The 23,172-nt window shown below is 51.8% G+C and carries 22 protein-coding genes; 17 read left to right on the forward strand and 5 right to left on the reverse strand.

Going from position 1 to position 23,172, the window contains the following annotated elements:
- Window positions 1-786: a DeoR family transcriptional regulator gene (locus tag ABVM99_RS20575; protein WP_023194409.1), complete on the reverse strand. Its 786-nt coding sequence runs from the start codon at window positions 784-786 to the stop codon at window positions 1-3.
- A 324-nt stretch (window positions 787-1,110) separates the two neighbouring features.
- On the opposite strand from ABVM99_RS20575, the gene rbsK reads away from it, so the two are divergent.
- From rbsK to ABVM99_RS20650, 15 genes are all read left to right on the forward strand, one after another.
- Complete coding sequence (gene rbsK, locus ABVM99_RS20580) at window positions 1,111-2,031, forward strand: ribokinase (RefSeq protein WP_000350272.1); 921 nt, start codon at window positions 1,111-1,113, stop codon at window positions 2,029-2,031.
- A 30-nt stretch (window positions 2,032-2,061) separates the two neighbouring features.
- On the forward strand, window positions 2,062-3,378 hold the full coding sequence (fucP, locus tag ABVM99_RS20585; RefSeq protein ID WP_000998359.1) for an L-fucose:H+ symporter permease: 1,317 nt from the start codon (window positions 2,062-2,064) through the stop codon (window positions 3,376-3,378).
- An 11-nt stretch (window positions 3,379-3,389) separates the two neighbouring features.
- A complete protein-coding gene (locus tag ABVM99_RS20590) occupies window positions 3,390-4,403 on the forward strand; it encodes an aldose 1-epimerase family protein (RefSeq protein ID WP_023194410.1) in 1,014 nt (337 codons plus the stop codon).
- A gap of 74 nt (window positions 4,404-4,477) precedes the next feature.
- Window positions 4,478-5,068, forward strand: a complete 591-nt coding sequence (gene uhpA, locus ABVM99_RS20595; protein WP_000633672.1) for a transcriptional regulator UhpA — start codon at window positions 4,478-4,480, stop codon at window positions 5,066-5,068.
- On the forward strand, window positions 5,068-6,570 hold the full coding sequence (uhpB, locus tag ABVM99_RS20600) for a signal transduction histidine-protein kinase/phosphatase UhpB (protein ID WP_001091257.1): 1,503 nt from the start codon (window positions 5,068-5,070) through the stop codon (window positions 6,568-6,570). The genes uhpA and uhpB overlap by 1 nt, the downstream gene beginning before the upstream one ends.
- Window positions 6,571-6,579: 9 nt before the next feature.
- Window positions 6,580-7,908, forward strand: coding sequence for an MFS transporter (locus ABVM99_RS20605; protein WP_023194411.1), 1,329 nt, complete (start codon window positions 6,580-6,582; stop codon window positions 7,906-7,908).
- A gap of 142 nt (window positions 7,909-8,050) precedes the next feature.
- On the forward strand, window positions 8,051-9,442 hold the full coding sequence (gene uhpT / locus ABVM99_RS20610) for a hexose-6-phosphate:phosphate antiporter (protein ID WP_023194412.1): 1,392 nt from the start codon (window positions 8,051-8,053) through the stop codon (window positions 9,440-9,442).
- Between the two features lie 192 nt (window positions 9,443-9,634).
- Window positions 9,635-10,087 (forward strand): DUF1198 domain-containing protein, encoded by a 453-nt coding sequence (locus ABVM99_RS20615; RefSeq protein ID WP_001519640.1) that lies wholly within the window; start codon window positions 9,635-9,637, stop codon window positions 10,085-10,087.
- A 352-nt stretch (window positions 10,088-10,439) separates the two neighbouring features.
- Window positions 10,440-11,183, forward strand: a complete 744-nt coding sequence (locus tag ABVM99_RS20620; RefSeq protein ID WP_000854956.1) for a GntR family transcriptional regulator — start codon at window positions 10,440-10,442, stop codon at window positions 11,181-11,183.
- Between the two features lie 17 nt (window positions 11,184-11,200).
- Window positions 11,201-11,674 (forward strand): PTS sugar transporter subunit IIA, encoded by a 474-nt coding sequence (locus tag ABVM99_RS20625; RefSeq protein WP_001152237.1) that lies wholly within the window; start codon window positions 11,201-11,203, stop codon window positions 11,672-11,674.
- Window positions 11,671-11,958, forward strand: coding sequence for a PTS sugar transporter subunit IIB (locus ABVM99_RS20630; protein WP_000041396.1), 288 nt, complete (start codon window positions 11,671-11,673; stop codon window positions 11,956-11,958). The genes ABVM99_RS20625 and ABVM99_RS20630 overlap by 4 nt, the downstream gene beginning before the upstream one ends.
- Before the next feature lie 75 nt (window positions 11,959-12,033).
- Complete coding sequence (locus tag ABVM99_RS20635; protein WP_000997824.1) at window positions 12,034-13,392, forward strand: PTS galactitol transporter subunit IIC; 1,359 nt, start codon at window positions 12,034-12,036, stop codon at window positions 13,390-13,392.
- Window positions 13,385-14,869, forward strand: a complete 1,485-nt coding sequence (locus ABVM99_RS20640) for an L-fuculokinase (protein ID WP_023195525.1) — start codon at window positions 13,385-13,387, stop codon at window positions 14,867-14,869. Before ABVM99_RS20635 ends, ABVM99_RS20640 begins: the two co-directional genes overlap by 8 nt.
- A gap of 62 nt (window positions 14,870-14,931) precedes the next feature.
- The gene (locus ABVM99_RS20645; protein ID WP_023195524.1) at window positions 14,932-15,792 is read left to right on the forward strand and encodes a class II aldolase; all 861 of its coding nucleotides are present in this window, start codon (window positions 14,932-14,934) and stop codon (window positions 15,790-15,792) included.
- Window positions 15,793-15,801: 9 nt separating this feature from the next.
- Window positions 15,802-16,071: an HPr family phosphocarrier protein gene (locus ABVM99_RS20650; RefSeq protein ID WP_000621108.1), complete on the forward strand. Its 270-nt coding sequence runs from the start codon at window positions 15,802-15,804 to the stop codon at window positions 16,069-16,071.
- A 90-nt stretch (window positions 16,072-16,161) separates the two neighbouring features.
- On the opposite strand, the gene ABVM99_RS20655 is transcribed toward ABVM99_RS20650, so the two are convergent.
- Together ABVM99_RS20655 and ABVM99_RS20660 are read right to left on the reverse strand one after the other, a co-directional pair.
- Complete coding sequence (locus tag ABVM99_RS20655; RefSeq protein ID WP_001274841.1) at window positions 16,162-16,485, reverse strand: DNA-binding transcriptional regulator; 324 nt, start codon at window positions 16,483-16,485, stop codon at window positions 16,162-16,164.
- A complete protein-coding gene (locus ABVM99_RS20660; RefSeq protein ID WP_001217953.1) occupies window positions 16,469-16,828 on the reverse strand; it encodes a type II toxin-antitoxin system RelE/ParE family toxin in 360 nt (119 codons plus the stop codon). Before ABVM99_RS20660 ends, ABVM99_RS20655 begins: the two co-directional genes overlap by 17 nt.
- Window positions 16,829-17,042: 214 nt before the next feature.
- Here ABVM99_RS20660 and nepI point away from each other — a divergent pair, with 214 nt between their 5' ends.
- Complete coding sequence (gene nepI, locus ABVM99_RS20665) at window positions 17,043-18,236, forward strand: purine ribonucleoside efflux pump NepI (RefSeq protein WP_001004799.1); 1,194 nt, start codon at window positions 17,043-17,045, stop codon at window positions 18,234-18,236.
- A gap of 59 nt (window positions 18,237-18,295) precedes the next feature.
- On the opposite strand, the gene ABVM99_RS20670 is transcribed toward nepI, so the two are convergent.
- Together ABVM99_RS20670 and ABVM99_RS20675 are read right to left on the reverse strand one after the other, a co-directional pair.
- Window positions 18,296-19,678, reverse strand: coding sequence for a glycoside hydrolase family 1 protein (locus tag ABVM99_RS20670; RefSeq protein WP_020838462.1), 1,383 nt, complete (start codon window positions 19,676-19,678; stop codon window positions 18,296-18,298).
- A gap of 105 nt (window positions 19,679-19,783) precedes the next feature.
- The gene (locus ABVM99_RS20675; protein WP_023195523.1) at window positions 19,784-20,077 is read right to left on the reverse strand and encodes a YicS family protein; all 294 of its coding nucleotides are present in this window, start codon (window positions 20,075-20,077) and stop codon (window positions 19,784-19,786) included.
- 196 nt (window positions 20,078-20,273) lie between these two features.
- On the opposite strand from ABVM99_RS20675, the gene dagR reads away from it, so the two are divergent.
- Window positions 20,274-23,072, forward strand: coding sequence for a transcriptional regulator DagR (dagR, locus tag ABVM99_RS20680; protein WP_023195522.1), 2,799 nt, complete (start codon window positions 20,274-20,276; stop codon window positions 23,070-23,072).
- Window positions 23,073-23,172: the final 100 nt, after the last annotated feature.

The following is a 23,172-nucleotide window of genomic DNA, read 5'->3' on the forward strand; positions in this document are numbered from 1 at the left end:
TTATTCACTTTCCGAATCAGGCGTGATGACTTTGACGGAACCATTCCGACAGTGAACGGCATAATCTGTCGGTAATGGGCGATCGCTAATCAGGACATCAAAGGCAGAAAGCGGACCAATGCTGGCAGGCGCGACCTCATCAAACAGGGCGTGACGCGCCAGCAAAATTTTGCGCAGACCACGCTCCATCGCTTTACGTTTGGCGGCAAGATCATCCGGGTTAAACCAGCTCACGCCAAAATGTTCATGTACGCCGCTGGCGGAAATAAACACTTTGCGCGGATTGAGCGAATCCAGCGCCGAAGGATTATTGGCATCATAAAAGGCATCGCTCTTGGCCCGATAGGTGCCGCCGCACAAAATCGCCGTGGCATTAGGCTTTTCATTCAGCGCGATAAATACCCGATGCGAGTAGCAAATCCCGGTAAAGGTAATATCATCCGGTATCATGCTGATAACTAATGGCATTTCCGGACCGTTATCAAAAAAAACCAGATCGTTTTCACGCACCAGGCCGGCGGCCAGGATCGCAACGGGAAGGTCGTCCCTATGATGCGTCTTTTTCGCCGGCAGCGGCATATTGGTTGAAGGCGCAGGCTTATTTACCATGACGATATAGCCGCCGAGCAGCGTCAGCGGTAAAGGGTCATCATCCTGGCTGAGATCGCGGCGAATGGTCATCACCGAAACTTCCAGCATCCGCGCGGCGTCTTTCAGATGGATTCGATCGGTCTTTTTCAGTAACTCCATCAAGCGTCGGATACGTTCTTTTTGCTTGGTCTCCATTCACCCTCTCCGCAAATCATGTTGTTATGTTCCATCAGTAACATTTATGTGTTTCTGAGAACATTACAGTGTGGCACTACTATACTTCCGGCCGTCAGGAAATAAAAGTGGGTTTATTCGCGTTTTATAACAATAAATAGTTAATTTTCAGTAAATTGTAACCCTAAAAATGATTTAATGCGCGTATGTTCCGCCAGGGATTGTTCACGAAGTAAATGGCAAAATGATCCTCTAATCGCGATCATAGTCACAAATGATACGGAAGTAACATGATAATGTTATTTTAATATCATTGTCGTGTGACGATTTCTGAGAGGGAGTAAAATGGATATCGCGGTTATTGGCTCTAACATGGTGGACCTTATCACCTACACCAACCAGATGCCCAAAGAAGGGGAAACTCTGGAAGCGCCGGCGTTTAAAATCGGCTGCGGCGGAAAAGGGGCGAACCAGGCCGTGGCGGCCGCTAAGCTCAATTCAAAAGTATTGATGTTGACCAAAGTGGGCGACGATATTTTTGCCGACAACACCATTCGTAATCTCGAATCCTGGGGGATCAATACGACGTATGTAGAAAAAGTACCGTGTACCAGCAGCGGCGTAGCGCCGATTTTCGTCAACGCCAACTCCAGCAACAGCATTCTGATCATCAAAGGCGCTAACAAGTTTCTCTCGCCGGAAGATATCGATCGCGCGGCGGAAGATTTAAAAAAATGCCAGCTTATTGTTCTGCAACTGGAAGTTCAGCTTGAAACGGTTTATCACGCAATAGAATTTGGCAAGAAACACGGGATTGAAGTGTTATTAAACCCTGCGCCAGCATTACGGGAATTAGATATGTCTTATGCCTGTAAATGCGATTTCTTTGTACCCAATGAAACCGAGCTGGAAATATTAACCGGTATGCCAGTGGATACCTATGACCATATTCGCGCAGCGGCACGTTCGCTGGTAGATAAAGGGCTGAACAATATTATCGTCACCATGGGTGAGAAAGGCGCGCTGTGGATGACGCGTGACCAGGAAGTCCATGTTCCGGCGTTTAGAGTGAACGCTGTCGATACCAGCGGCGCGGGCGATGCCTTTATCGGCTGTTTCGCGCATTACTACGTCCAGAGCGGGGATGTGGAAGCCGCCATGAAAAAAGCCGTCCTCTTTGCCGCTTTCAGCGTCACCGGGAAAGGCACCCAATCCTCTTATCCAAGCATTGAGCAATTTAATGAGTATCTTTCGTTGAACGAATAACAATCACCCTGCACTGTTAAAGGTAGCACTATGAACGATAAAAACATCGTTCAGATGCCCGACGGGTATCTGAATAAGACACCTCTGTTCCAGTTTATTTTGTTATCCTGTTTATTCCCATTATGGGGATGCGCAGCCGCGTTAAATGATATTCTGATTACGCAATTTAAAAGTGTATTTTCGCTGAGCAACTTTGCTTCGGCATTAGTACAAAGCGCCTTTTATGGCGGTTATTTTTTAATTGCTATTCCGGCCTCGCTGGTCATTAAAAAAACCAGTTATAAAGTGGCGATACTTATCGGCCTGACGCTATACATTGTTGGCTGTACGCTCTTTTTCCCGGCGTCGCACATGGCGACCTACACCATGTTCCTCGCGGCGATTTTCGCCATTGCGATTGGCCTGAGTTTCCTGGAAACGGCGGCGAATACCTACAGTTCGATGATCGGGCCGAAAGCCTACGCCACGCTGCGGCTGAATATCAGCCAGACCTTTTATCCGATCGGCGCGGCGGCAGGCATTTTATTGGGTAAATATCTGGTCTTTTCCGAAGGGGAAAGCCTGGAAAAACAGATGGCGGGCATGAACGCCGAGCAAGTCCACAACTTCAAGGTGCTGATGCTGGAAAACACTCTGGAACCCTATAAGTACATGATTATGGTTCTGGTAGTGGTGATGGTACTGTTCCTGCTGACGCGTTTCCCGACCTGTAAAGTCGCGCAAACCGCGAGTCATAAACGCCCCTCGGCGCTGGATACGTTACGCTATCTCGCCAGCAACGCCCGTTTCCGTCGCGGTATTGTGGCGCAGTTCCTGTATGTGGGAATGCAGGTGGCGGTCTGGTCGTTCACTATCCGTCTGGCGCTGGAGTTAGGCGATATCAATGAGCGCGATGCCTCAACCTTTATGGTCTACAGCTTCGCCTGCTTTTTTATCGGCAAGTTTATCGCCAACATTCTGATGACACGCTTTAACCCGGAAAAAGTCCTGATCCTTTACTCTGTGATCGGCGCGCTGTTCCTGGCCTATGTGGCGCTGGCGCCCAGCTTTAGCGCGGTATACGTGGCGGTGCTGGTCAGTGTTCTGTTTGGCCCCTGCTGGGCGACCATTTATGCCGGAACGCTCGATACCGTCGATAACGAGCATACCGAAATGGCGGGGGCGGTGATCGTGATGGCGATTGTCGGCGCGGCGGTGGTTCCTGCGATTCAGGGTTATGTGGCGGACATGTTCCACTCGCTACAGCTCTCATTCCTGGTTTCCATGCTGTGCTTTGTTTACGTTGGCGTTTACTTCTGGCGCGAAAGCAAAGTGCGCGGCAACCTGGCTGAAGTCGCCGCGTCCTGAGGAGATCAACCATGACAACACGTATTACATTATGGCGGAAGCTTTTTAGCGAGCAGCCGCGTATCTTGCTGGAAAATGACGATTTTACGGTTACGGCGTTTCGTTACGCCAGCGGCGTGGAAGGATTGAAAATACAAAACAGCCGCGGTCATCTGGTGATTCTGCCCTGGATGGGGCAGATGATTTGGGACGCGCAGTTTGACGGTCATGATCTGACTATGCGCAACATGTTCCGCCAGCCGAAGCCGGCTGCGGAAGTGGTGGCAACGTATGGTTGCTTTGCTTTCCATTCCGGACTATTGGCGAATGGCTGCCCGTCGCCGGAAGATACACATCCGCTGCACGGCGAGATGCCCTGCGCTGCCATGGACGACGCCTGGCTGGAGTTAGAGGGTGACAGTCTGCGCGTGACCGGTCGCTACGAGTATGTGATGGGGTTCGGTCATCATTATCAGGCGCAACCTGCGGTGGTGATGCGTAAATCAAGCGCGCTGTTTGATATTCTGATGACCGTGACTAACCTGGCTTCAGTCGCCATGCCGCTACAGTACATGTGCCACATGAACTATGCCTATGTGCCGAACGCCACGTTCCGCCAGAATATCCCGGATACCGCGCTGACGCTACGCGAGTCGGTGCCGGCGCATGTCAAACCCACGGCGCAGTGGCTGGCGTTTAATCAACGACTTTTGCAGGGTGAAGCCTCGCTGGCAACGCTCAACGAGCCTGGCTTTTACGACCCGGAAATCGTGTTCTTCGCCGATGAACTGGACAGGTACACGGATACCCCGGAATTCAGTATGATCGCCCCGGATGGCACCACGTTCGTGACACGTTTCGCCAGCGCGGAGCTAAATTACGTGACCCGCTGGATTCTTTATAACGGCGATCAGCAGGTTGCCGCCTTTGCCCTGCCCGCGACCTGTCGGCCTGAAGGTTTTCTCGCGGCGCAGCGAAATGGAACCTTGCTTCAACTGGAACCGCAGCAAACCCGGACGTTCACCGTCACGACAGGCATTGTCTGACCGCTCAAGGCTTGAACAGCCGCGCGCTTATCGTTAAGGTAAGCGCGTTTTTTTTATCCATCAGGACAGAATCCATGATCACCGTTGCCCTTATCGACGACCACCTTATCGTCCGCTCCGGCTTTGCACAGCTACTGGGGCTGGAACCTGATTTGCAGGTGGTCGCCGAATTTGGTTCCGGGCGCGAAGCGTTGGCAGGCTTACCGGGGCGCGGCGTACAGGTGTGTATCTGTGATATCTCGATGCCGGATATTTCCGGACTGGAGCTGCTAAGCCAACTGCCAAAAGGGATGGCGACGATCATGCTCTCGGTTCACGATAGCCCAGCGCTGGTGGAACAGGCGTTGAACGCCGGCGCGCGCGGTTTCCTCTCTAAACGCTGTAGTCCGGATGAACTGATCGCCGCGGTGCATACGGTGGCGACGGGCGGCTGCTATTTGACCCCCGATATTGCCGTGAAACTGGCGGCGGGTCGGCAAGATCCGCTGACCAAACGCGAGCGTCAAGTGGCGGAAAAACTCGCCCAGGGTATGGCGGTAAAAGAGATTGCCGCCGAGCTGGGGCTGTCGCCAAAAACGGTGCATGTCCATCGCGCGAATCTGCTGGAAAAATTAGGCGTCAGCAATGACGTTGAACTGGCGCATCGCATGTTTGACGGTTGGTAATGAACACCTTTTTTTCCCGTTTAATCACCGTTGTTGCCTGCTTTTTTATCTTCTCCGCCGCGTGGTTCTGCCTGTGGAGCATCAGCCTGCATCTGGTAGAACGCCCGGAGCTGGCGGCGCTGCTCTTTCCCTTCGGCCTGCGCCTGGGACTTATGCTGCAATGCCCGCGCGGCTACTGGCCAGTATTGCTGGGCGCGGAGTGGCTGCTGGTGTACTGGTTAGCGCAGGAAGTTGCGCTGGCCCATCTGCCGCTTTTGATGATCGGTGGTGTGTTGACGCTACTGCCCGTGGCGCTAACCTCACGTTACCGCCATCAGCGCGACTGGCGCACGTTATTGCTTCAGGGCGCGGCCCTCACCGCCGCGGCGCTACTGCAATCCCTGCCCTGGCTGGGGCAGGGGGAAGCGGCATGGAACGCGCTACTGCTGACCCTCACGGGTGGTCTGACGCTGGCCCCCATCTGCCTGGTTTTCTGGCACTATCTCACCAGCACTACCTGGCTGCCGCTGGGACCATCGCTGGTATCGCAGCCGGTAAACTGGCGCGGGCGGCATCTGATCTGGTATCTGCTGCTGTTTATCGTCAGTCTGTGGCTGCAACTGGGGTTACCTGCTGAACTTTCGCGCTTCACGCCGTTCTGCCTGGCGTTGCCGATTATCGCGCTCGCCTGGCATTATGGCTGGCAGGGCGCGCTCATTGCCACACTGATGAACGCTATCGCGCTGATCGCCAGCCAGACCTGGCACGATCATCCCGTCGATTTATTACTTTCGCTGTTGGCGCAAAGCCTGACCGGGCTACTGCTTGGCGCGGGCATTCAGCGCCTGCGCGAGCTGAACCAGTCGTTGCAAAAGGAGCTGGCGCGCAACCATCGGCTGGCGGAGCGTCTTCTGGAGACCGAAGAGAGCGTGCGGCGCGATGTTGCACGTGAGCTGCACGATGACATCGGGCAGACCATCACCGCGATTCGAACCCAGGCGGGCATTGTGCAACGACTGGCGGCGGATAACGGCGGCGTGAAGCAGAGCGGGCAACTTATCGAGCAGCTTTCGCTGGGCGTGTATGACGCCGTGCGTCGCCTGCTGGGGCGCTTGCGCCCGCGCCAGCTAGACGACTTAACGCTGGCGCAGGCCATCCGTTCGCTGCTGCGCGAAATGGAGCTGGAAAGCCGCGGTATTGTCAGTCACCTCGACTGGCGAATTGACGAAACGGCGCTGAGTGAAAGTCAGCGCGTGACGCTGTTTCGCGTCTGTCAGGAAGGGCTGAATAACATCGTAAAACATGCCAATGCCAGCGCGGTGACGCTCCAGGGCTGGCAGCAGGATGAGCGGCTGATGCTGGTGATTGAGGATGACGGCAGCGGCCTGCCGCCGGGCTCTCACCAGCAGGGCTTCGGCCTGACCGGAATGCGCGAACGCGTGTCGGCGCTCGGCGGGACGCTAACCATCTCTTGTACCCACGGTACGCGGGTGAGCGTCTCGTTGCCCCAGCGTTACGTTTAAGGAAGGATAATGCTTTCGTTTTTAAAAGCCCCGGCCAACGCGCCGCTCATCACCGATAAGCACGAGGTTGACGCCCGCTATCGCTACTGGCGGCGGCACATCCTGATCACCATTTGGTTGGGTTACGCGCTGTTCTATTTCACCCGTAAAAGCTTTAACGCCGCCGCGCCGGAAATCCTTGCCAGCGGCATACTGAGTCGCAGCGATATCGGCCTGCTGGCGACGCTGTTTTACATCACCTACGGGGTGTCGAAATTTGTCTCCGGCATCGTTAGCGATCGCTCTAACGCTCGCTATTTTATGGGCATCGGGCTGATTGCGACCGGCGTAGTGAATATTCTGTTCGGCTTCTCGACCTCGCTGTGGGCCTTTGCTCTGCTATGGGCGCTGAACGCCTTTTTCCAGGGGTTTGGATCGCCGGTTTGCGCCCGTTTGCTGACCGCCTGGTACTCGCGTACCGAGCGCGGAGGCTGGTGGGCGTTATGGAACACCGCGCACAATGTCGGCGGGGCGCTGATCCCTCTCGTTATGGCCGCTGTCGCCCTGCATTATGGCTGGCGCGTCGGAATGATGGTGGCCGGATTGCTTGCCATCGGGGTGGGCATGGTCCTCTGCTGGCGGCTGCGCGACCGTCCGCAGGCGATTGGTTTACCGCCGGTAGGCGACTGGCGGCACGATGCGCTGGAGGTCGCCCAACAGCAAGAGGGCGCGGGGCTAAGTCGCAAAGAAATCCTCGCTAAATATGTGCTGTTGAATCCCTATATCTGGCTGCTTTCGTTGTGTTATGTCTTAGTGTACGTGGTGCGCGCGGCGATCAACGACTGGGGCAACCTGTATATGTCCGAGACGCTGGGCGTGGATTTGGTCACGGCCAACACGGCAGTATCGATGTTTGAGCTGGGTGGATTTATCGGCGCGCTGGTGGCGGGCTGGGGCTCGGACAAACTCTTCAACGGTAACCGCGGACCGATGAATTTAATCTTCGCCGCCGGGATTTTGCTCTCTGTGGGGTCGCTGTGGCTGATGCCGTTCGCCAGCTACGTGATGCAGGCGGCCTGTTTCTTCACCACCGGTTTCTTTGTCTTCGGCCCGCAGATGCTCATTGGCATGGCGGCGGCGGAGTGCTCGCATAAAGAGGCGGCGGGCGCGGCCACCGGCTTTGTCGGCCTGTTCGCCTATCTCGGCGCGTCGCTTTCCGGCTGGCCGTTAGCGAAAGTGCTGGAGATCTGGCACTGGACCGGTTTTTTTGCGGTTATCGCCATCGCGGCGGGGATCTCCGCACTATTGCTGCTGCCATTTCTGAACGCTCAGACCCCACGCGAGACCAGCGAAGCGTGATGCACCTCACCTTTTTGCGCTGAATGGGGCAAAACTAAGAAATTTTCCCGGTTTTGCCTGGACGCTGTCGCAGGCCACTTTTCCTGTGGATTTTTACAATGCCTGCCATTCGCAGGTATAAAAATTAGCTCAGGAGTAATCCATGCTGGCCTTCTTAAACCAGGTGCGCAAGCCGACCCTGGATCTGCCGCTCGATGTGCGGCGTAAAATGTGGTTCAAGCCGTTCATGCAGTCCTATCTGGTGGTTTTTATCGGCTACCTGACCATGTACCTGATCCGCAAAAACTTTAACATCGCGCAGAACGACATGATCTCAACCTACGGGTTGAGCATGACCGAGCTGGGGATGATTGGCCTGGGCTTCTCGATCACCTACGGCGTGGGGAAAACGCTGGTTTCCTACTACGCTGACGGTAAAAATACCAAGCAGTTTCTACCGTTTATGTTGATCCTCTCCGCTATCTGTATGCTCGGCTTCAGCGCCAGCATGGGCGCGGGGTCAACCAGTCTGTTTCTGATGATCGCTTTCTATGCCCTGAGCGGTTTCTTCCAGAGTACCGGCGGATCGTGCAGCTACTCGACCATCACCAAATGGACTCCGCGTCGTAAACGCGGCACCTTTCTCGGCTTCTGGAATATCTCCCACAACCTCGGCGGCGCGGGCGCGGCAGGCGTGGCGCTGTTCGGCGCCAACTACCTGTTCGACGGTCACGTCATCGGCATGTTTATCTTCCCGTCGATTATCGCGCTGATCGTTGGCTTTATCGGTCTGCGTTTTGGCAGCGACTCCCCGGAATCTTACGGTCTGGGCAAAGCTGAAGAACTGTTCGGCGAAGAGATCAGCGAAGAGGATAAAGAGACTGAAGAAAACGAAATGACCAAGTGGCAGATCTTTGTTGAATATGTATTGAAAAACAAAGTGATCTGGCTGCTGTGCTTCTCCAATATCTTCCTGTATGTGGTGCGTATTGGTATCGACCAGTGGTCAACCGTCTACGCCTTCCAGGAACTGAAACTTTCTAAAGAGGTGGCGATTCAGGGCTTTACCTTGTTTGAAGTGGGCGCGCTGGTCGGCACGTTGCTGTGGGGCTGGCTCTCTGATCTGGCGAACGGTCGTCGTGCGCTGGTAGCCTGTGTGGCGCTGGCGTTGATCATCGCCACCCTCGGCGTCTACCAGCACGCCAGCAACCAGTATGTCTATCTGGCCTCGCTGTTCGCGCTCGGTTTCCTGGTGTTTGGGCCGCAGCTATTAATTGGCGTGGCGGCAGTCGGTTTCGTACCGAAAAAAGCCATCGGCGCTGCGGACGGTATCAAAGGAACCTTCGCTTATCTTATCGGCGATAGCTTTGCCAAGCTGGGTCTGGGCATGATTGCCGACGGCACCCCCGTTTTTGGTCTGACCGGCTGGACGGGTACCTTCGCTGCGCTGGACGCCGCCGCGATCGGCTGTATCTGCCTGATGGCGATGGTCGCCGTGATGGAAGAGCGCAAAATCCGCCGTGAGAAAAAAATTCAGCAAGTCAATATCGCTTAAATGTGTGCATTTGGTAACGTTTTGCCCGGCTTAACGCCGGGCTTTTTTATGCCTTGCGTTCGTCAGACAGGATATCCGGCGTCTTGCGTAAATGAAGACAGGCGTTAATAAATCACATCCTGACAGGCCAGAACGTCGACAGTTATAAATTTACCGTTATGATGGGCATCCTGTTTGGTGACGGATGTGCGCATGATTTGGTTGATTCTGGCCACGTTTGTGGTGGTGTTTATTGTGGGGTTTCGGGTACTGACATCGGATACCCGCCGGGCGATTCGCCGCCTGAGCGAACGGCTGAATATTGATGTAGTGCCGATAGAATCGATGATTGATCAGATGGGTAAAACGGCGGGCGGTGAATTTTTACAGTATCTGCATCGCCCTGATGAGTCGCATTTGCAAAATGCCGCTCAGGTGTTACTGATCTGGCAAATGGTGATTGTCGATGGCGGCGATCAGAATTTGCAGCGGTGGCATCGCTTGCTGCAAAAAGCGCGTTTAGCCGCGCCGATCACCGACACACAGGTACGGCTGGCGCTGGGCTTTTTGCGCGAAATGGAACCCGATATGCAGGAGATCAACGCGTTTCAACTGCGCTATAACGCCTTTTTTCAGCCGGAAGAGGGTGTCCACTGGCTGCATTGATACTCTTCACTATCTCGTTAACAAAAGACGAGATGAATGAGGCTGGCAAGGGCGGAGAGCCACGATTAACGGCCAGATGGCGCGATTCATCGTTAGCCAAATAAAGCGTAGCCGCCATCGTATTTGCTAAGGGTGAACCACAGAAGTAACGCACCGAATAACCGCTAACGACGCCAAAACGTCAGAGACTTGTAGCTCATCATTTCCGTGACATATATCACGGAAATGTGATCTTGTTTTGAACACTAAAACTGTGACTCCTTGCCATACCTCCTGTCTCAAAATTTCTTATCATAAACTCGAAGTTGTACATGATTGTCTATAGACAACTCTAAATGTTTAGGCGCGCACCATGAAAACATTGAGTAAAAGTTCACACATCCCACTGTATCAACAGGTTGTGGAGTGGATAAGGGAAAGTATTTATAGCGGAGAATTGGTTGAGGATGACCGGATACCTTCAGAGTTTCAAATCATGGATATGCTGGAGGTGAGTCGCGGTACCGTTAAAAAAGCGGTTGACCAACTTGTCCGGGAAGGTGTTCTTGTGCAAGTGCAGGGTAAAGGAACTTTCGTAAAGAAGGAAAATGTTGCTTACCCACTGGGTGAAGGTTTGCTCTCCTTTGCTGAAGCCTTAGCCAGCCAGAAGATAAACTTCACAACCAGTGTTATAACCTCCCGACTGGAGCCCGCTAACCGCTTTGTAGCAGAGAAACTGAGTATCAAACCGGGACAAGATGTTTTATTTCTTAAACGCCTTCGTTGTATTGGCGATGAAAAAGTCATGTTGATTGAAAATCGTATCAACATTGATCTCTGCCCCGGTATTATTGATGTAGATTTCACCAGGGAGAATTTATTTTCAGCAATAGAAAGATTATCTGATAAGAAAATAAGTTTTTCTGAAAGCCGTTACGCAGCTAAATTAATTGGTAATGAGCGAGGCCATTATCTTGATATTGGTGAAGACGCACCTGTTTTGCATTTGGAACAGTTGGTATTTTTCTCTAGAGGATTGGCCATTGATTTTGGTAACGTCTGGTTAAAAGGTAATAAATATTATCTTGGCACTATTTTACAGCGCCTGGATGCCTAACTAGCAAAGAGGACTCTATGCAGGATATTCATTTTCGCCGTCATTATGTTCGCCACCTCCCTAAAGAGGTGAGTCAGAATGACATAATCAAGGCTCTTGCCAGTCCGTTAATTAACGATGGTATGGTTGTATCTGATTTTGCCGATCACGTCATTACGCGAGAACAGAATTTTCCAACGGGTCTACCGGTTGAGCCTGTAGGTGTCGCTATTCCACATACTGATCACAGGTATGTTCGCCAAAACGCCATTAGCGTTGGAATACTGGCAGAACCCGTCAATTTCGAAGATATGGGCGGGGAACCAGATCCCGTACCTGTCAGGGTGGTGTTTATGCTTGCTTTAGGTGAAAGCAATAAGCAGCTCAACGTACTGGGTTGGATTATGGATGTGATCCAGGATGAGGATTTTATGCAGCAGTTACTGGTCATGAATGATGATGAAATTTATCAGTCAATTTACACACGCATATCTGAAAGAGGTGAAGTATGAGTAAAATGATACTATTTGTTTGCGCAACGGGTGTTGCTACTTCCACGGCTGTGGCAGAAAAAGTAATGGAATATTGTAAAGATAATGGGCTTGATGTTAATTATTCACAAACTAATGTAGCCTCATTGCCAAACAATACCGATGGTGCAGCTTTGGTTGTATCAACAACGAAAGTTCCTTATGAACTGGATATTCCGGTTGTTAGTGGCCTGCCAATCATTACCGGAGTAGGTGAAGATAAAGTTCTTGAAAAAATAGTTTCAATCCTTAAAGGCCAAGCCTGATTTCATAAATAAAAAACAGATAAATTATCCAGGCGCTAACGCGAGGTCTGGTCACATCTGAATAAGAGGTCGGATATGAATGATATAGCACATACTCTCTATACCGTTGTGCAATATGTCCTGGGGTTTGGCCCAACGGTTTTATTGCCGCTGGTCCTTTTTTTCCTGGCATTGTTCTTCAAAGTAAAACCCGCTAAAGCACTTCGCTCATCGTTAATTGTCGGAATAGGGTTTGTCGGAATTTATGCCATCTTTGACATACTTACCAGCAACGTAGGCCCGGCTGCACAGGCAATGGTTGAGCGAACTGGTATTAGCCTTCCTGTTGTCGATTTAGGCTGGCCACCATTGGCCGCAATTACCTGGGGCTCACCAATCGCACCCTTTGTCATTCCGCTGACGATGCTGATTAATGTCGCCATGCTGGCCCTGAATAAGACACGTACTGTTGATGTCGACATGTGGAACTACTGGCACTTTGCCCTGGCTGGAACGTTGGTTTACTACAGCACAGGGAGTTTTGTTTTGGGTCTGTCCGCAGCCGCTATTGCCGCGATCGTGGTTCTCAAACTGGCGGACTGGTCAGCGCCATTAGTGGCAAAGTACTTCGGTCTGGAAGGTATTTCACTTCCGACCCTGTCATCTGTCGTCTTCTTTCCGATTGGATTGCTGTTCGATAAAATTATCGACAAGATCCCAGGCGTTAACCGTATTCATATTGATCCGGAAAACGTTCAGAAAAAAATGGGAATCTTCGGCGAGCCTATGATGGTGGGTACTATTCTGGGGGTCTTGTTGGGCATCATTGCCGGGTATGACTTTAAACATATCCTGTTGCTGGGGATCAGCATTGGCGGTGTCATGTTCATTCTTCCGCGTATGGTACGAATTTTGATGGAAGGTTTATTACCGCTGTCTGAAGCCATTAAGAAATATTTGAATGCCAAATATCCTGGCCGTGATGATCTCTTTATCGGACTGGATATCGCGGTAGCAGTAGGTAACCCAGCCATTATATCTACAGCACTGATTCTGACACCCATCTCTGTCTTTATTGCATTCCTTCTTCCTGGCAATAAAGTCCTGCCACTCGGAGACCTTGCGAACCTGGCAGTCATGGCTTCCATGATTGTACTGGCATGTCGTGGCAATATTTTCCGGGCTGTGATAACCGCAATTCCTGTTATTGTCGCCGACTTGTGGATTGCGACCAAAATTGCGCCATTTATTACCGGTATGGCTAAGGATGTCAATTTCAAAATGGCTGAGGGGTCAAGTGGTCAGGTATCAAGCTTCCTTGATGGCGGTAACCCCTTCCGTTTCTGGCTGCTTGAAATATTCAACGGAAATATTATTGCTATCGGGCTGATTCCTGTGCTTGCGCTGATTATTTATGGTGTTTTTCGCCTGACAAAAGGAACGGTCTATGCCTGATTACCACGCAGCGCTAGTCATTGACATTGGCACAACTAACTGCAAAGTCAGCTGTTATTCCTGTCATGACGTGTCAGTTCTGGAAGTCCGCAAGTTTCCGACACCAACAATATCGTCGGACAAAGGCGAGGTAGATTTCGATATCGAAGCGCTGTGGCAGGCACTGCGACTGGTAATGGCTGAACTGGTGGCTTCAGTACCGTTCCCGGTAAAAAATATCAGTATTGCAAGTTTCGGTGAGTCTGGCGTCTTTGTGGATAAGGAGGGCGTCATTCTTACCCCGATGCTGGCCTGGTATGATCGACGTGGTGAATCTTATCTCTCGTCATTAAGCAAGGCAGAGGCTGAAGAACTGTATTCTATAACGGGATTGCCACCTCACAGTAATTACTCAGCATTTAAAATGAGATGGTTGCTTGATAACTACTCCTTGCATGAAAGAAAAGATATCTGCTGGTTACATGCTCCAGAAGTGTTGTTGTGGAGAATGACAGGTGCGAAAAAGACGGAAATATCCCTGGCCAGTAGAACGTTGTGTCTGGACATTGCTCGCCGTACCTGGTCTCGTAATGCTGCCGGGATTCTCGGCATACCGTTCGGTGTACTGGCTCCTTTGATAAAGCCAGGTGAAGTGGCCGGATGGATGACGGCAACGCTCAGGCAGGAGTTGGGATTACCACATGAGGTAAAAGTCACCCTGGCCGGACACGATCATATGGTCGGTGCCCGCGCATTACAGATGCAACCGGGCGATGTGCTGAATTCTACCGGCACGACAGAGGGTATTTTACTGCTGAATACACAGCCAACGCTTGATGTGCAGGCTCGCAGGGATAAGCTGGCAAATGGTTGTTACTCCGATGGTGAATTTTTCACGCTTTTCGCTTCTCTGCCTGTCGGCGGTTATGCGCTTGAATGGGTGAAAAAAATCTTTCGTTTAACTGATAAGGAAATAAGCACAGGCCTGGAAAAAGCCATGGAGCAATACCTCAAACCTTCCTGGTCTGTCGAGCATGTGCCGGTATTTATTCCTCATTTGCGGGGCTCGGGTTCGCCAAATAAAAATCGGCACACTCGTGGCCTGCTTTTTGGGCTGACGGATTCACTTCCTCCGGAGTCTCTGCTTGAGAGTGTCTTTATTGGCCTGGCGATGGAGTTTGCACACTGTCATGGGTGCTTTAATATCCCGGCGGGCAGGACAGTAAAAGTCATTGGCCCTGCGGTGAAAAACCCATACTGGCTCCAGTTGAAGGCTGACATCCTCCAGTGTCCAATTGAGGCCATTGCTTTTGATGAAACCGTCTCCCTTGGAGCATTGTTGATAGCCTGTCCGAATGTTGTCCCCCCGACTGTTCCTGTGGCTGAGCTATATTTTCCTGACGCGGTTCGTTCTGCAAAGTTGAAAATATATCAGCAGCAATGGCTGTCATTTTACCAATTTAAACTGCGGCAAGAAGGGGCGCTTATTGGTGAATAACTGTGATAACTCAATAGTTCGATAATTTACTTACACTGCTCACATAAATATCTGGAGTTAATATGCCTTTAGTCAATGGTAGGATCCTGCTCAATTGTATTCAGGAAAAACATGTCCTTGCGGGGGCATTTAATACAACGAACCTGGAGACAACAATTTCCATTCTTAATGCAATAGAACGTTCCGGATTGCCCAATTTTATTCAAATTGCTCCTACTAATGCACAGCTTTCAGGTTACGATTACATTTATGAAATAGTTAAGCGACATGCCGATAAAATGGATATTCCTGTCAGCCTGCATCTGGATCATGGGAAAACTCTGGAAGATGTTAAGCAGGCTGTCCGGGCCGGATTTACCTCAGTAATGATTGATGGCGCGGCGCTACCGTTCGAAGAAAATATTGCATTTACCCGAGAAGCTGTCGATTTCTGTAAATCATTTGGTGTTCCCGTCGAAGCGGAATTAGGCGCTATTCTGGGTAAGGAAGATGATCATGTCAGCGAGGCTGACTGCAAAACTGAACCTGAGAAGGTTCAGCGCTTTGTTGAGGAGACAGGGTGCGACATGCTGGCAGTGTCAATTGGTAATGTACATGGTCTTGAAGATATCCCATGCATTGATATCCCGCTATTACAACGCATCGCGTCTGTCAGTCCGGTACCTTTGGTTATTCATGGAGGTTCTGGTATTGACGCGGATATTCTTCGCAGCTTTGTTAATTACAAAGTAGCCAAAGTGAATATTGCGAGTGATTTGCGCAAAGCCTTTATTACTACTGTCGGTAAGGCTTGGGTAAATAATAACAACGAGGCTAATCTGGCACGCGTCATGGCGAACGCAAAACAGGCAGTTGAGGATGATGTTTATTCTAAAATTAAGATGATGAATAAACATCACTCAGCATTCCGCAAAGTCTCTTAAGGAAAATATATGATTAGACAAACAGTACGCGTTATGAACTGTACGGGGCTTCATGCGCGGCCAGCCGCGACACTTGCGAAAATTGTCAAAAAATACCAGTCTTCATTAACGCTAGTTAATAATGACAAAGAAATTCCCATTAAAGGAATGATGAGTATTTTGGGGGCTGGCGTAAAGGGAAACACAATGATTGATTTAATTTGTGATGGACAGGATGAACTGGCTTTTATGGATGAATTAAAATCTGCATTTGCTGATGGCTTTGGTGAGTCAGTATAGTGCAATTCCCGTCAAACGGCGCAGGAAGTTGTAGAGGCTTCCTGCACTCATTATCGTATGAATCGCCTTAACCGACCATCGGTAAAACCCTCATACCAGCACCTTTAGCCCGTGTTTTTGGACAACATTAAGTAGTTTCAGTGACATCCCGCTGGGACGCTTGGCGCCGCTTTCCCACTTTTGAACCGTTGATACGCTGGTATTCAGGTACCGAGCGAAAACCGGCTGGCTAACGTTGAGTTCTTCTCGTAACGCTTTTATTTCAAGTGGCTGCAGGTCTTTGATGCTGCTTAAGCAGGCCGTGTCAAAACTGCGCATTGTCTCCTGGGGAATGGCATCCACGCTAAATAATCCAGATGCCGCGCTATGAATCGCTTCAAAGGCAGGGCTTTTGAATTTAGTTTTTGCTGACATGGCGCACCTCTACCAGTTCTTTGTTATTAATGAGTGCCGTTATCTGATCTTCGGTCAGGCAAGCATAGTGTTTTGCTAACTCACGGAAACCCGCGAGTTCGCGATAGCTAATGTTGGCCATATCCTGTTTGGCATACAGGAAGGTGTAAAACCAATGTTCGCCTCCCTTTGCCAACACAATTGCGCGATCGCGGTTTTGATTGAGACGTTTTTTATAAACTCCGCCGCCGAGATTATCTGCTTTTCCTTGCAGTACGGCGTTGATGGCCTCGCTTAACTCGTCGTCTTTTATCGTGTGGGACTTCGCTTCTCTGTTAAACCACCTGGTTTTGAAGATTCGCATCAGGTTGACATCCTGTAATCTAAAGTATAGCACCAGGTGATACACTATGTCTTACCTTTTGGTTTTGCACGCAGCGAGAGAAGATAATTCTCAACGCTCGACCAGCCTCGCAAAATGCAGCGCAACAATGTCAGTTGCTAAAACGTTAATCAGATCACATTTTGTAATGTTACACTGAGTGGATTTCCGCACTAAAACGACGCAGGTAACCACAATGAATGAAAATATCGCAGAAAAATTCCGCGCTGATGGGGTTGCCAGGCCTAACTGGTCAGCCGTTTTTGCCGTGGCGTTTTGTGTCGCCTGCCTGATTACCGTTGAGTTTTTGCCCGTTAGTCTGTTGACGCCGATGGCGCAGGATCTGGGGATCTCCGAGGGCGTCGCCGGTCAGTCGGTCACCGTTACGGCGTTTGTCGCGATGTTTTCCAGCCTGTTCATTACCCAGATTATTCAGGCGACCGACAGGCGTTATATCGTTATTCTGTTCGCCGTTTTGCTGACGGCTTCTTGTCTGATGGTCTCCTTTGCCAACAGCTTTACGCTGCTATTGCTGGGCCGCGCCTGTCTTGGGTTGGCGCTGGGCGGATTCTGGGCGATGTCGGCGTCGCTGACCATGCGACTGGTTCCCGCGCGTACCGTGCCGAAAGCGCTGTCGGTGATTTTTGGCGCGGTTTCCATCGCGTTAGTGATCGCCGCGCCGCTGGGCAGTTTTTTGGGCGGTATTATTGGCTGGCGTAATGTCTTTAACGCCGCTGCGGTGATGGGCGTACTGTGCGTCATCTGGGTGGTGAAATCACTGCCGTCGCTGCCGGGCGAACCTTCTCACCAGAAACAGAATATGTTTAGCCTGTTGCAACGCCCTGGCGTGATGGCCGGGATGATCGCCATCTTTATGTCTTTTGCCGGGCAGTTCGCTTTCTTTACCTATATTCGCCCGGTCTATATGAATCTGGCGGGCTTTGACGTTGATGGTCTGACTCTGGTGTTGCTAAGCTTTGGTATTGCCAGCTTCGTTGGCACTTCTTTCTCATCTTATGTCCTGAAACGTTCGGTAAAACTGGCGCTGGCCGGTGCGCCGCTGCTACTGGCGCTGAGCGCGCTGACGCTCATTGTGTGGGGAAGCGACAAAACCGTGGCGGCGGCAATAGCGATTGTCTGGGGACTGGCGTTTGCGCTGGTGCCGGTGGGATGGTCAACGTGGATCACTCGTTCCCTTGCCGATCAGGCGGAAAAAGCCGGTTCCATCCAGGTCGCGGTGATTCAACTGGCAAATACCTGTGGCGCGGCGGTGGGCGGTTATGCGCTCGACAATTTCGGGCTGCTTTCGCCGCTGGCGCTTTCCGGCGGTCTGATGCTGTTGACGGCGTTAGTCGTGGCGGCGAAAGTCCGTATTACGCCAATGAGTTGATATTGCTGCCATTTGTAGGCCGGATACGACGTTAGTCGTTATCCGGCAATAATAAATGCTTAATCAAAACCGTTATGCTCTGCGGTGGCGGCAAACCATTCTCCGCTTTTTTTCACCGTGCGCGTTTGGGTGGCTAAATCCAGTTGTACAAAACCATAGCGATTTTTATAGCCGTTCAGCCATGACCAGTTATCGATAAAGGTCCACATGTGGTAGCCAAGACAGTGACAGCCCTCGCTAATGCCTTTATGCAGCCATTTAAGATGCTCAGAGATAAAGTCAATCCGGTAATCATCGTGAATCTGTCCCGCTTGCACAAAACGCTGCTCGTTCTCAACGCCCATCCCGTTTTCGGAGATAAAACAGCGCGGATTGCCGTAATTATCCCGTAGGTTGGTAATGATGTCGTAAATTCCTGGCGCGTAAATTTCCCAGCCGCGGTAAGGGTTCATCTTGCGCCCCGGCATGTCGTAATAGTCAAATAACCACTCCGGCATAAACGGCGCTTGCGGATTCACCGCCGTATCACGGCATTTCACGCGGCGCGGCTGATAATAGTTAATCCCCAGTAAATCGATTTTGCCGTCGGCAATAAGCTGACGGTCGCCTGGCTGACAGGCAGGCAACTGGTCATAGGTTTTCAGCAGCGCCACCAAGTCCGCCGGGTATTCTCCCTTTAATACCGGGTCAAGAAAACTGCGGTTGAATAACAGATCCGCATGATGCGCGGCTTGCACATCGGCGGGATGCTGCGAGCGTGGGTAGGACGGCGTCAGATTCAGCACTACGCCGATTTCACCGTCGTAGCGCCCGGCGCGCCAGGCGCGCACGGCGGTCGAGTGCGCCAGCACGGTATGGTACGCCACGGTGGCCGCACGTTTAAAATCCACCACATTGGGATAGTGGAAGTCGTACAAATAGCCGCCCTCCACCGGCACAATCGGCTCGTTAAAGGTAAACCAGTGCTTCACGCGGTCGCCAAACAAGGTAAAACACGTTTGCGCGTACCGACCAAACGCCTCTACGACGTCGCGATTTTCCCAGCCGCCTTTCTCCTGCATGACCATCGGCATATCAAAATGGAACAGCGTAATAAACGGCGTGATGCCCTGCGCCAGTAGCTCGTCGATGACGTGATTGTAGAAGCTCACCGCTTGTGGATTCACCTCGCCTACGCCGTCTGGAATGAGCCGCGCCCAGCTTAGTGAGGTGCGAAAACTGTTATGTTTTAACTGTTTCAGTAGCGCGATGTCTTGCTTCCAGTGGCGATAGAACGTTGAGGTTTCCGCTGGGCCGACGCCCTGGTGAAAACGACCCGGCTGGCGCTCGAACCACACATCCCACGTGGTCTGGCTTTTACCGCCATTCAGACTATCCCCTTCGGTTTGCAACGCTGAGCAGGCGCTGCCCCACCAGAAGTTATCGGGAAAACGGTATCGCATTGTCGTACTCCTTGATCGCGTAAATTCGCTCCAGAATACGCGGTTTTAGCGAACAGAAACCGGTTACAGTCCGCATTTTCGCGACCAAAAAGCGGAAAAGCGGTGCTACATCTCCGGGCATTCCACCTTGCCGAGAGCCTGCCAGTAGTTATGCTGATTGTTGCGCTCTATCGCGATCATCGCCTCCCGAATATGCTGCTGGTTCCCCTCGCTCGCCATGATTTTTTTCTCCCAGGCTTCATCGGTTAGCGTGCCTTTGGGCGTACACATTTTGCGCAAATCCTTTAAAATCGTATTTTTTTCATGCACCGACTGGAGTGAGCTAAACGGAGAGTCGGCATACGTGACGCCAGGTAGCGCGACAAGCGCGGCAATAAGCAGAAGCGTTTTTCGTTTCATAAACGGTATCCTTATCGGTTTGCACTTTTTCAAGAGTAAGTGTAGACCGTGCGACGTTCACTCATCGGGGCGTGCTACCCGTTGGCGTTGAAGTCAGGCAAAAGTGGGAAGGCGGTTTCTCGCTGCGCCTTCACTTTCTTGCGTGGCAGAATAGTGTATGTTCTGACTACTCTTTTATTTCGTAAGCGGTAGTGTAATGAGACGTATTGAGATCGTACTGGGAGAGCTGGAACGGCTGACGCGCGGGCTATACCTTGCCGATTTGGCGCAGGAGACGGCGTTTACGGCGGAGGCGATAGGTTTCAATCTTGGGCTGGCACGTAACTCCGTCAGCAAAGATCTCAATCAGTTATGGAATGACGGGCTGGCAATCAAAAGCCGTGGCCGCCCGGTCTATTTTTTGCATCGCCAGGCGCTGGAAACGTTGCTGGGACGTCAGCTGGAAGAGTCTGAACGCGAGGTGCGGTCGGTGGCGGATGTGCTGCCGCATGAAGAGCATTACGCGCCCGACGATCCGTTTACCAGCCTGATTGGTTACGATCGCAGCCTGCGCGATGCGGTAGAAAAAGGCCGTGCGGCGGTGCTCTATCCGCACGGTTTACACGTTCTGCTTACCGGACCGTCCGGCGTCGGTAAAACCTTTTTTGCGGAACTGATGCACCGTTTCGCCTGTGAACAGGCGAGCGGCGCTATCCCGCCGCTGGTCTACTTTAACTGCGCGGAATACGCCCATAACCCGGAACTGCTCTCCTCGCATCTGTTTGGTCATCGGCAGGGGGCGTTTACCGGCGCGAATGAACATAAAACAGGCCTCGTGGAGCAGGCGGACGGTGGTTATCTGCTGCTGGACGAGGTGCACCGTCTGTCTTATGAAGGGCAGGAAAAGCTGTTCTCTATTCTGGATAAAGGCGAGTACCGTCCGCTTGGCGTGAGCAGCCAGCCGCGATCAATTTCGGTACGCCTGATTTGCGCCACTACCGAGCCGGTCGGGTCGGCGCTGTTACGTACTTTCCAGCGGCGTATTCAGGTATGTATTGATTTGCCGGGCATTCGCCAGCGCTCCGTTGAAGAACAGATCGAAATGATCGTGGGGTTCTTACAGCGGGAAAGCCGCAAAATAGAACGTACGGTCAGCATTGATAAACCGTTGTTGCTCTGGTTGCTGAATAAACCCCTGGAAGGCAATATCGGTCAGCTAAAAAGCGATATTCAGTTTCTTTGCGCTCAGGCGTGGGCATCGGGAATGACCGAGCATAACGACACGCTACAGCTGGATAAGCGGCTGGCGGAGATGTCGGTTAACCCGACGCCGGAACAGCGTCTATTGGTGGATACTCTGTTTGACGGTAAAGCGCGGCTAAATATAGACGCGCGCACGCTGCCCGCATTGAAGACGTCGCTGGCGACCGGGGCGGAAATTGAAGAGAGCGACCTCTTTTACAGCTTCCTGACGCGCGAATATGTTAATTTGCGCAACAGTAACGTCCCCCCGGCGGAGACGCTGGCGATCCTGAAAAATAAACTCAGCTCGATTTTTGAATACGGTCTCTACAGCCGCGACAGCGTGGCGCATCCGCCGCGCTATGGCGACCAGATTGAAGAGCGCGTGACGCTGCTGATTGGCTGCGTAGAGCAGGTGTTGGGATTTTCGCTGCCGGAAAATCTGGTTAACCCACTGCGTAAACACTTCCTGGCGCTGATAGGCTACGTGCAGCGCGGCCTGATCCCGCAGCTTTACTCTTCCAGTTTGATCCTGGATCGCTGCAAAGACGAATATGACAACGCCACGCTGCTGTGTCGGAAAATCAACGAACTGCTGCATATTCAGTGTCCGGCGACGGAAGTGGTCTGGCTATGCCTGTTCCTGAAAGAGTGCCGCCATTATCGTCAGCGCATCGATGCCAGCCCCGACTGCGGGGTCATTTTGATCGCCCACGGCGCGACCACCGCCACCAGTCAGGCGCAATATGTCAACCGCGTGCTGGAGCGCGAGCTGTTCAGCGCCATCGACATGCCGTTTGAACAGTCGGTGCATGACACGCTGGAAACGCTGACCCAAATGATTCAAACCCGCCAATATCGGCGGCTTATCCTGTTGGTGGACATCGGTTCATTAATCCATTTCGGCAGTACGATCAGTAAGTTATTCCAGATAGATGTTTTGCTCATGCCGAACATCACGCTGACCAGTCTACTGGAAGTCGGGCTGGATTTAAGCTATGAAACCAGCGACTTACCACAGCTGACGGCGCTCCTGCAGAGTAAAAATATCCCCTGCCAGCTTTGTACGCCGCAGCAGGAGAACGGCGGCAAAGTGCTGGTCATCTCCTGTATTACCGGCATGGGAACGGCGGAAAAAATCAAAAAGGTGCTGGAGGAGAGCTTTGGCGAACTGATGTCGCAGGACACCAGGATGGTGATCCTTGATTATAACGAGGTACGTAGTCTGGAGCGCGTTCAGCAGGCATTGAATGCCAGCGAGCGGCTGGCGGGGATTGTCGGCACTTTCCAGCCGGGGTTGCCGGATATTCCGTTTATTTCGCTGGAAGAGCTTTTCTCCGAACAAGGGCCGGAACTGGTGTTGAGCCTGTTAACGCCCGATCTGTCCAACGCTGAACGCCGTCTGGAGATGGAGCGCAGCGCGATGCGCTTTATCAGCGCGCTAACGATGGAGAGCATCATCAACCATATTTCTGTGCTTAACCCGCAGCGTATTCTGAAAGAGATGGAGGGCGTTTTTAACCATCTGACGTCTTCGCTTTCCCTGAAACCAAGCCGCCAGGTGACACTGCGCTTCCTGATCCACTGCTGCTGTATGGTAGAGCGTATTGTGATTAACCGAAAACCGTTACAGATGGCGCTGGAAAGTCAGCCGAATCTGGACGCGCGCGCGTTTAGTGTCATCAAATCCGCTTTTCTGCCGATCGAAGACGCCTACGCCATCCGTTTATCGGATGCGGAATATTTTTATATCTACGAACTGCTCTATAGCTAATCCTTTTACTGGCGGGGCTTCGCGCCTCGCCAGACCTTTCTTCTTCCTCGCGTGACACAAATTCTGGCACAACCTTTGCTCTTCTGATGATGCGTTATGC

Origin of the sequence: Salmonella sp. SJTUF15591 (assembly GCF_043356435.1) — a bacterium.
GTDB lineage: Bacteria > Pseudomonadota > Gammaproteobacteria > Enterobacterales > Enterobacteriaceae > Salmonella > Salmonella enterica.